The following is an 8,311-nucleotide window of genomic DNA, read 5'->3' as shown; positions in this document are numbered from 1 at the left end:
GGTGCAGGTGCGGCAGCGGCAGCAGGAGCCGCCGCGGCAGGGGCCGCATCAGCGGCACCTTCGATTTCCAGCTCCAGCAGTTCGTCGCCTTCTTTCAGGCGGTCGCCCAGCTTGACTTTCAGGCTCTTGACCACGCCGGCCTTGGGAGCAGGGATTTCCATGCTCGCCTTGTCCGATTCCAGGGTCAGGATGCTCTGGTCGGCTTCAACCGTGTCGCCGACCTTCACAAACAGCTCGATTACTTCACCTTCACCGCTGCCGATGTCAGGTACGCGAATGAGTTCGCTCACAAAAAATCTCCTCAGCAGTCCAGTGGGTTGCGTTTTTCCGGGTTGATCCCGAACTTGACGATAGCGTCAGCCACCACCTTGGGTTCGATCTCACCACGGTCAGCCAAGGCTTCCAGGGCTGCCAACACCACGAAATGACGGTCAACTTCGAAGAAGTGACGCAGCTTCTTGCGGCTGTCACTGCGGCCGAAACCGTCGGTGCCCAGGACTTTGAATTCCTTGGACGGGACCCACTGGCGAATCTGTTCAGCAAACAGCTTCATGTAGTCGGTAGAGGCAATGACTGGACCCTTACGGCCGGCCAGGCACTCTTCGACGTAGCTCTTCGCAGGCTTCTGACCTGGGTGCAGGCGGTTGTTGCGCTCGACCGCCAGGCCGTCGCGACGCAGTTCGTTGAAGCTGGTAACGCTCCACACGTCAGCGCCGACGTTGAACTCTTCACGCAGGATCTTCGCCGCTTCACGGACTTCACGCAGGATGGTGCCGGAGCCCATCAGCTGCACGTGGTGCGCCGCTTCCTTGGTGTCTTCTTCGAGCAGGTACATGCCCTTGATGATGCCTTCCTCGACACCGGCCGGCATGGCTGGCTGCTGGTAGGACTCGTTCATCACGGTGATGTAGTAGAAAACGTCCTGCTGCTCTTCGGTCATCTTCTTCATGCCGTCCTGGATGATCACCGCCAGCTCATAGCCGTAGGTTGGATCAAAGGTGCGGCAGTTCGGGATGGTGGCAGCCAGGATGTGGCTGTGACCGTCTTCGTGTTGCAGGCCTTCGCCGTTCAGCGTGGTCCGGCCGGCAGTACCGCCGATCAGGAAACCACGGGTACGGCTGTCGCCTGCGGCCCAAGCCAGGTCGCCGATACGCTGGAAGCCGAACATCGAGTAGAAGATGTAGAACGGCAGCATCGGCTGGTTGTGGCTGGAGTACGAAGTACCGGCAGCGATGAAGGAGCTCATGGCGCCCGCTTCGTTGATGCCTTCTTCGAGGATCTGGCCCTTCTTGTCTTCCTTGTAGAACATCACCTGGTCTTTATCGACTGGCTCGTAGAGCTGGCCGACGGAGGAGTAGATGCCCAACTGACGGAACATGCCTTCCATACCGAAGGTACGGGCTTCGTCCGGGATGATCGGCACGATGCGCGAACCGATTTCCTTGTCCTTGACCAATTGCGCGAGGATCCGCACGAAGGCCATGGTGGTGGAGATTTCACGGTCGCCCGAGCCGTCCAGGATAGCCTTGAGGGTATCCAGTGGCGGTGTCGGAATGTTGAAGGACTTGGCGCGGCGCTGTGGCACGAAACCGCCCAGTGCGGTGCGACGCTCGCTGAGGTAGCGGGCTTCGGCGCTGTTTGGCTCCGGCTTGAAGAACGGCAGGTTCTCCAGCTCTTCGTCCTTGACCGGGATGTCGAAGCGGTCGCGGAACAGCTTCAGGCTTTCAACATCAACCTTCTTGGTGTTGTGCGCCGTGTTCTTCGCTTCGCCGGCACCGGTGCCATAACCCTTGATGGTCTTGGCCAGGATGACGGTCGGTTGTTCTTTGTGGTTGACCGCTTCGTGGTACGCCGCGTAGACCTTGTACGGGTCGTGGCCGCCACGGTTGAGCTTCCAGATCTCGTCGTCGGACAAGTCTGCAACCATCGCCTTGAGTTCAGGCGTGTTGAAGAAGTGTTCACGCACGAACGCGCCGTCTTTGGCCTTGTAGTTCTGGTACTCGCCGTCGATGACCTCGTCCATGCGACGCTGCAGGATACCGTCGACGTCCTTGGCCAGCAGTGGGTCCCAGAAACGGCCCCAGATGACTTTAGTCACGTTCCAGTGAGCACCGCGGAACACACCTTCGAGTTCCTGGATGATCTTGCCGTTGCCGCGAACCGGGCCGTCGAGGCGCTGCAGGTTGCAGTTGATGACGAAGATCAGGTTGTCCAACTTCTCGCGGCCGGCCAGGGAGATGGCGCCCAGGGATTCCGGCTCGTCGCACTCGCCGTCGCCCAGGAAGCACCAGACTTTCTGCTTGCCTTCCGGGATGAAGCCGCGTGCTTCCAGGTACTTCATGAAGCGTGCCTGGTAGATCGCCTGAATCGGGCCAAGGCCCATGGATACAGTCGGGAACTGCCAGAAATCAGGCATCAGCCAAGGGTGCGGGTACGACGACAGGCCGTTACCGTCCACTTCCTGGCGGAAGTTGTTCATGTGTTCTTCGGTGATGCGGCCTTCCATGAACGCGCGGGCGTAGACGCCTGGCGAGGTGTGGCCCTGGAAGTAGATCAGGTCGCCGCCGTGCTCGTCGGTCGGGGCCTGGAAGAAGTAGTTGAAGCCGATGTCATACAGGGTTGCGCTGGAAGCGAAGCTGGAGATGTGACCGCCCAGGTCAGAATCTTTCAAGTTCGTGCGCATTACCATCGCCATGGCGTTCCAACGTACCAGCGAGCGAATGCGGCGTTCCATGAACAGGTCGCCAGGCATGCGTGCTTCGTGGGTAACGGGGATGGTATTGCGGTATGGCGTGGTGATGGCGTAGGGCAGTTGCGAGCCGCTGCGGGTCGCGAGTTCGCCCATACGGGTCATCAGGTAGTGCGCACGGTCTTCGCCTTCTTTGTCGAGAACCGATTCCAGGGCGTCCAGCCATTCCTGGGTTTCGACGGGATCGAGGTCTTGCATGGCTTGCTCCAGGGCGGAAAGGCTACCAGAATCGGTTGCCTGAAGTTTGCGACTGGCCTTGTGGGCAGACGACATAAATTCTTGGATGGCCGAAGGTTGCTTCGGCGTCCTGTAGTTTTACTACAAATCGTCGGCCATTTCAGCCTTTCGAATGTATATACGAGTAGTAAAACTACACAAGACTGAGCGGATTGCTCGGTCTGGCTGGTGAGCATAATCGTTATTGTTGATCATTTGCGAACAAGAAAAGGTAGAAGTTTAATGTTGCCTGCCAAAATTAATTATTTTTCAGCTATTTCTAACCTTTGTTCGACAGTCCTTCACCGAACGTGGTTCTTGCGTTCGCAGCAACACGCTATTTACGCGTCGATCAAGGATAGACCATGAGCCTTCCAACGCTGGCCGAATTACCCGCCATTCTCTTGCCTTACGCCAGCCGGGCCGAGCAGTCATTTCGTGACGCCGTGGCCGCGCTGGACGCCGATCATGGCCTTTCTGCGTGGTCGCCGCAACGGTGGGCCGACTTGCGCCGCGTGTGCGCCGCCAGTGATTTCGTGCTTGAACAGAGTGTTCGAGACCCTGTGATGTTGCTTGAACTGGTGGCCTGGGGCGAGCTGGACCGCGGCTTTGCGCCGGGCGAACTGTGCGGGCAAATCGCTGGCGCCGTGCAACAAGCCGAAACAGAAGATGAACTCGGCCGCGTGCTGCGCCGCCAGCGTACGCGCCAGCAAGTGCGCATCATCTGGCGCGACCTGACGCGCCAGGCCGACCTGGTGCAAACCTGTCGCGACCTCTCCGACATGGCCGACGCCAGCATCGACCAGGCCTACCAGTGGCTGTACCAGCGCCACTGCGCGCAATTCGGCACGCCCACCGGCCGGCGCAGCGGCGAGCCGCAGCACATGGTGATCCTCGGCATGGGCAAGCTCGGCGCAGTGGAGCTGAACCTGTCGTCGGATATCGACCTGATTTTCGCGTACCCCGAGGGCGGCGAAACGGTGGGGGTGAAGCGCTCCCTGGATAACCAGGAATTCTTTATTCGCCTTGGTCAAAAACTGATCAAGGCCCTCGACCCGATGACCGTCGACGGTTTTGTGTTTCGCGTCGACATGCGCCTGCGCCCCTACGGTTCGGCCGGTGCGCTGGTGCTCAGTTTCAACGCGCTGGAGCAGTACTACCAGGACCAGGGCCGCGACTGGGAACGCTACGCGATGATCAAGGCGCGCGTAGTCGCCGGCGACCAGGTGGCCGGTGCGCAACTGCTCGACATGCTGCGGCCGTTCGTGTATCGGCGTTACCTGGACTTCTCCGCGATCGAAGCGCTGCGCACCATGAAGCAGCTGATCCAGCAGGAAGTACGGCGCAAGGGCATGGCCGAAAACATCAAGCTGGGCTCGGGCGGTATCCGCGAAGTGGAATTTATCGCCCAGGCGTTCCAGCTGATCCATGGTGGCCGCGACCTCAGCCTGCAACAGCGCCCGTTGTTGAAAGTGCTCGGCACCCTGGAAGGCCAGGGCTACCTGCCGCCAGCGGTGATTGCCGAGTTGCGCAACGGCTATGAATTCCTGCGCTACACCGAGCATGCCATCCAGGCGATTGCCGACCGCCAGACACAAATGCTCCCGGACAGCCCGGAAGACCAGGCGCGTATTGCCTTTATGCTCGGTTTTGCCGATTGGGCCGCGTTCCATGAGCGCCTGATGTACTGGCGTGGGCGCGTGGACTGGCACTTCCGCCAAGTGATTGCCGACCCGGATGAAGAGGAAGGCGAAGAAAGCGAGCTGGTCGTCGGCGGAGAGTGGTTGCCGTTGTGGGAAGAGTCCCAGGACGAGGACGCCGCCTGTCGCCAGCTCGAGGAAGGTGGCTTCAGCGATGCGCCCAAAGCCCTCAAGGCCCTGGCCGGCCTGCGTGGCAGCCCGCAACTGCGCGCCATGCAGCGCCTCGGTCGCGAACGGCTGGATGCGTTTATCCCGCGCCTGCTGGCCCAGGCCGTCGAGCACGCCAACCCGGACCTGGTGCTGGAGCGTGTGCTGCCGCTGGTTGAAGCCGTCGCCCGGCGTTCCGCTTATCTGGTGCTGCTGACGGAAAACCCCGACGCCCTGCGTCGCCTGCTGACCCTGTGCGCCGCCAGCCCGTGGATCGCCGAGCAGATCACGCGCTTCCCGCTGTTGCTTGACGAGTTGCTCAACGAAGGGCGCCTGTTCAAGCCGCCCTTGGCGCCGGAACTCGCCGCCGAGTTGCGCGAACGCCTGACGCGCATCCCCGAGGACGACCTTGAGCAGCAGATGGAAGCCTTGCGCCACTTCAAACTGGCCCACCGCCTGCGTGTGGCGGCCTCGGAAATCGCCGGCAGCCTGCCGTTGATGAAAGTCAGCGACTACCTGACCTGGCTCGCCGAAGCCATCCTCGAACAGGTGCTGGCCCTGGCCTGGCGCCAGACCGTGGCGCGCCATGGCGCGCCGCAACGGGTCGACGGCACGCTGTGCGACCCGGGCTTCATCATTGTAGGTTATGGCAAGGTCGGCGGGATCGAACTGGGGCATGGTTCCGACCTGGACCTGGTGTTTATCCACGACGGCGACCCGCAGGCCGAAACCGACGGCGCCAAGCCGATCGATGGCGCGCAGTTCTTCACGCGCCTGGGCCAGCGGATCATCCACCTGCTGACCACCCAGACCAACTCCGGCCAGCTGTACGAGGTGGACATGCGCCTGCGACCCTCTGGCGCATCCGGGCTGTTGGTCAGTTCACTGGGCGCGTTTGACCGCTATCAACAAAATGAAGCCTGGACCTGGGAACATCAGGCGCTGATCCGCGCAAGGGTGCTGGTCGGCAGCCAGGATGTGGGCCAGGCATTCGAGCACGTCCGGGCTAAGGTGTTGGGGCGTGAACGCGACTTGGCCAAGCTGCGCCAGGAGGTCAGCGAGATGCGCGCCAAGATGCGTGACAACCTCGGCACCAGGAGCACCGCGGCCGGTACCGGCGCGAATGCCTTCGAGGCCACGGCGCTGTTCGACCTCAAGCAGGACGCCGGAGGTATCGTGGATATTGAATTTATGGTGCAATACGCGGCTTTGGCGTGGTCTGCGCAACATCCATCGTTGCTGCGCTACACCGACAATATCCGCATTCTGGAAGGCCTGGAGCAGGTGGGGTTGATGCCCGCCGCCGATGCCCATCTGCTGCGCGAGGTGTATAAGGCCTACCGCTCCGCCGCGCACCGCCAGGCCTTGCAAAACGAGGCCGGCACCGTGGCGGGGGATCAGTTCGCCGACGAACGGCGCCAGGTGATGCGAATCTGGAAAGAACTGGGGTTAAGCTGAAACTGGATGAATTGAGCGACGCCGATCTGATGTGGAAACCGGCTTTATGGGGGAGCGGGCTTGCTCGCGAAGCAGGCGCTGCGGTCTGTCTATCGGGCCGTGGTGATGCCTTCGCGAGCACGCCCGTTCCCATACAAACCGGTGTTCACACAAACCCGGTCTTATAGTCATTATCGAGGCGGGGAGGCATAAGCCTCCCCGCATCGTTTGTGGAAACTGCATGAATATTCTGATCGTTGGGCCCAGTTGGGTCGGTGACATGGTGATGGCGCAGACGCTGTTTCAGTGCCTGAAGCAGCGTCATCCCGACTGCCAAATCGACGTGCTCGCCCCTGAGTGGAGCCGGCCGATTCTTGAGCGCATGCCCGAAGTGCGCGCGGCGTTGAGCTTTCCGCTCGGCCACGGCGCGCTGGAACTGGCGACCCGCCGGCGTATCGGCAAATCCCTGGGCGGCCAGTACGACCAGGCGATCCTGTTGCCCAATTCGCTGAAATCGGCGCTGGTGCCGTACTTTGCCGGCATCCCCAAGCGCACCGGCTGGCGCGGCGAGTTTCGCTACGTGCTGCTCAACGACGTGCGCACCCTCGACAAAGCGCGCTACCCGCTGATGATCGAACGCTTCATGGCCCTGGCCTACGAACCCGGCGCCGAGCTGCCCACGCCGTACCCGCGCCCACGCCTGCAGATCGACCCGGTGAGCCGCGACGCGGCCCTCGCCAAGTTCGGCCTGCAGCTGGATCGCCCGGTGCTGGCGCTGTGTCCCGGCGCCGAGTTTGGCGAGTCCAAGCGCTGGCCGTCGGAGCACTACGCCAAGGTCGCCGAAACCAAGATCCGCGAAGGCTGGCAGGTATGGTTGTTCGGCTCGAAGAAGGACCACCCGGTGGGCGAAGACATTCGCCAACGCTTGATTCCCGGCCTGCGCGAAGAGGCGGTGAACCTCAGTGGCGACACCTCGCTGGCCGAGGCTATCGACCTGCTGTCCTGCGCCGATTCGGTGGTGTCCAACGACTCCGGATTGATGCACGTGGCCGCCGCGCTGAATCGCCCATTGGTGGCGGTGTATGGCTCGACGTCCCCAGGCTTTACCCCGCCACTGGCCGACCAGGTCGAAGTGGTACGCCTGGGCCTGGATTGCAGCCCGTGCTTTGATCGCACCTGCCGTTTCGGGCATTACAACTGCATGCGCCAGTTGCTGCCGCCGCCGGTGAATGAAGCCTTGCAGCGGTTGCAGGGCACTGCGGTCGAGGTCCGATAGTTTTGCGCGTACTGGTAATCAAGACCTCATCCCTGGGCGACGTGATCCACGCCTTGCCGGCACTTACCGATGCAGCGCGGGCGATCCCCGGCATTCGCTTTGATTGGGTGGTGGAAGAAGGCTTTGCCGAAATCCCCACCTGGCACCCGGCGGTGGACAAGGTGATCCCGGTGGCGATTCGCCGCTGGCGCAAAAACCTTTGGCAAACCCTCAAGAGTGGCGAGTGGCGACGCTTCAAGCAAAGCATCCAATCGACTAAATACGACTTGGTGATCGATGCCCAGGGCCTGCTGAAAAGCGCCTGGCTGACGCGCTACGTACGTGCCCCGGTTGCCGGCTTCGATAAAAACTCGGCCCGCGAACCGATTGCCGCGCGCTTCTACTCGCGGCGCCTGGCCGTGGCCCGTGGGCAGCACGCGGTGGAGCGCTTGCGCCAGCTGTTCGCCGTGGCCCTCGGCTATGACTTGCCCAAAGGCCTGGGCGACTACGGCCTGAGCACCGAAAAACTGCTCGGCCTGCCGCCGAAAAAACCGTTCGTGTTGCTGCTGCACGGCACCACCTGGGACACCAAGCACTGGCCTGAAGCCTACTGGCGCGAGCTGGCCGAGCGCATGGGCCGACTGGGTGTGGACGTGAAATTGCCATGGGGCAACCCCGCCGAAAAAGCCCGCGCCGAACGCCTGGCCCAGGGCCTGCAAAACGCCGAAGTGCTGCCCAAGCTCAACCTGGCCGGCGTGGCCCGCGTGCTGGCGGGCGCGCGCGCTTGTGTGGCGGTGGACACCGGCC

5 protein-coding genes are annotated in these 8,311 nt (G+C 62.0%); 3 read left to right on the top strand and 2 right to left on the bottom strand.

Annotation, left to right across the window (positions count from 1 at the left end; translation table 11 throughout):
- Both WBR57_RS26390 and aceE read right to left on the bottom strand, forming a co-directional pair.
- The coding region (locus tag WBR57_RS26390) for a biotin/lipoyl-containing protein (RefSeq protein WP_424087976.1) at window positions 1-290 on the bottom strand (290 nt) is incomplete at its 3' end.
- Window positions 291-301: 11 nt separating this feature from the next.
- On the bottom strand, window positions 302-2,947 hold the full coding sequence (gene aceE / locus WBR57_RS26385) for a pyruvate dehydrogenase (acetyl-transferring), homodimeric type (protein WP_424087974.1): 2,646 nt from the start codon (window positions 2,945-2,947) through the stop codon (window positions 302-304).
- Window positions 2,948-3,330: 383 nt separating this feature from the next.
- Here aceE and glnE point away from each other — a divergent pair, with 383 nt between their 5' ends.
- The 3 genes from glnE to waaC all read left to right on the top strand — a co-directional run.
- On the top strand, window positions 3,331-6,270 hold the full coding sequence (gene glnE / locus WBR57_RS26380) for a bifunctional [glutamate--ammonia ligase]-adenylyl-L-tyrosine phosphorylase/[glutamate--ammonia-ligase] adenylyltransferase (RefSeq protein ID WP_424087972.1): 2,940 nt from the start codon (window positions 3,331-3,333) through the stop codon (window positions 6,268-6,270).
- A gap of 220 nt (window positions 6,271-6,490) precedes the next feature.
- Window positions 6,491-7,525, top strand: coding sequence for a lipopolysaccharide heptosyltransferase II (gene waaF / locus WBR57_RS26375; RefSeq protein ID WP_424087969.1), 1,035 nt, complete (start codon window positions 6,491-6,493; stop codon window positions 7,523-7,525).
- A gap of 2 nt (window positions 7,526-7,527) precedes the next feature.
- A partial coding sequence (gene waaC / locus WBR57_RS26370) for a lipopolysaccharide heptosyltransferase I (RefSeq protein WP_424087967.1) occupies window positions 7,528-8,311 on the top strand: 784 nt, incomplete at its 3' end.

The organism is Pseudomonas sp., assembly GCF_049590575.1.
In the GTDB taxonomy this organism is placed as follows: domain Bacteria; phylum Pseudomonadota; class Gammaproteobacteria; order Pseudomonadales; family Pseudomonadaceae; genus Aquipseudomonas.
The sequence above is the reverse complement of the archived record's forward strand: the minus strand, read 5'-3'. Positions and strand labels throughout refer to the sequence as shown.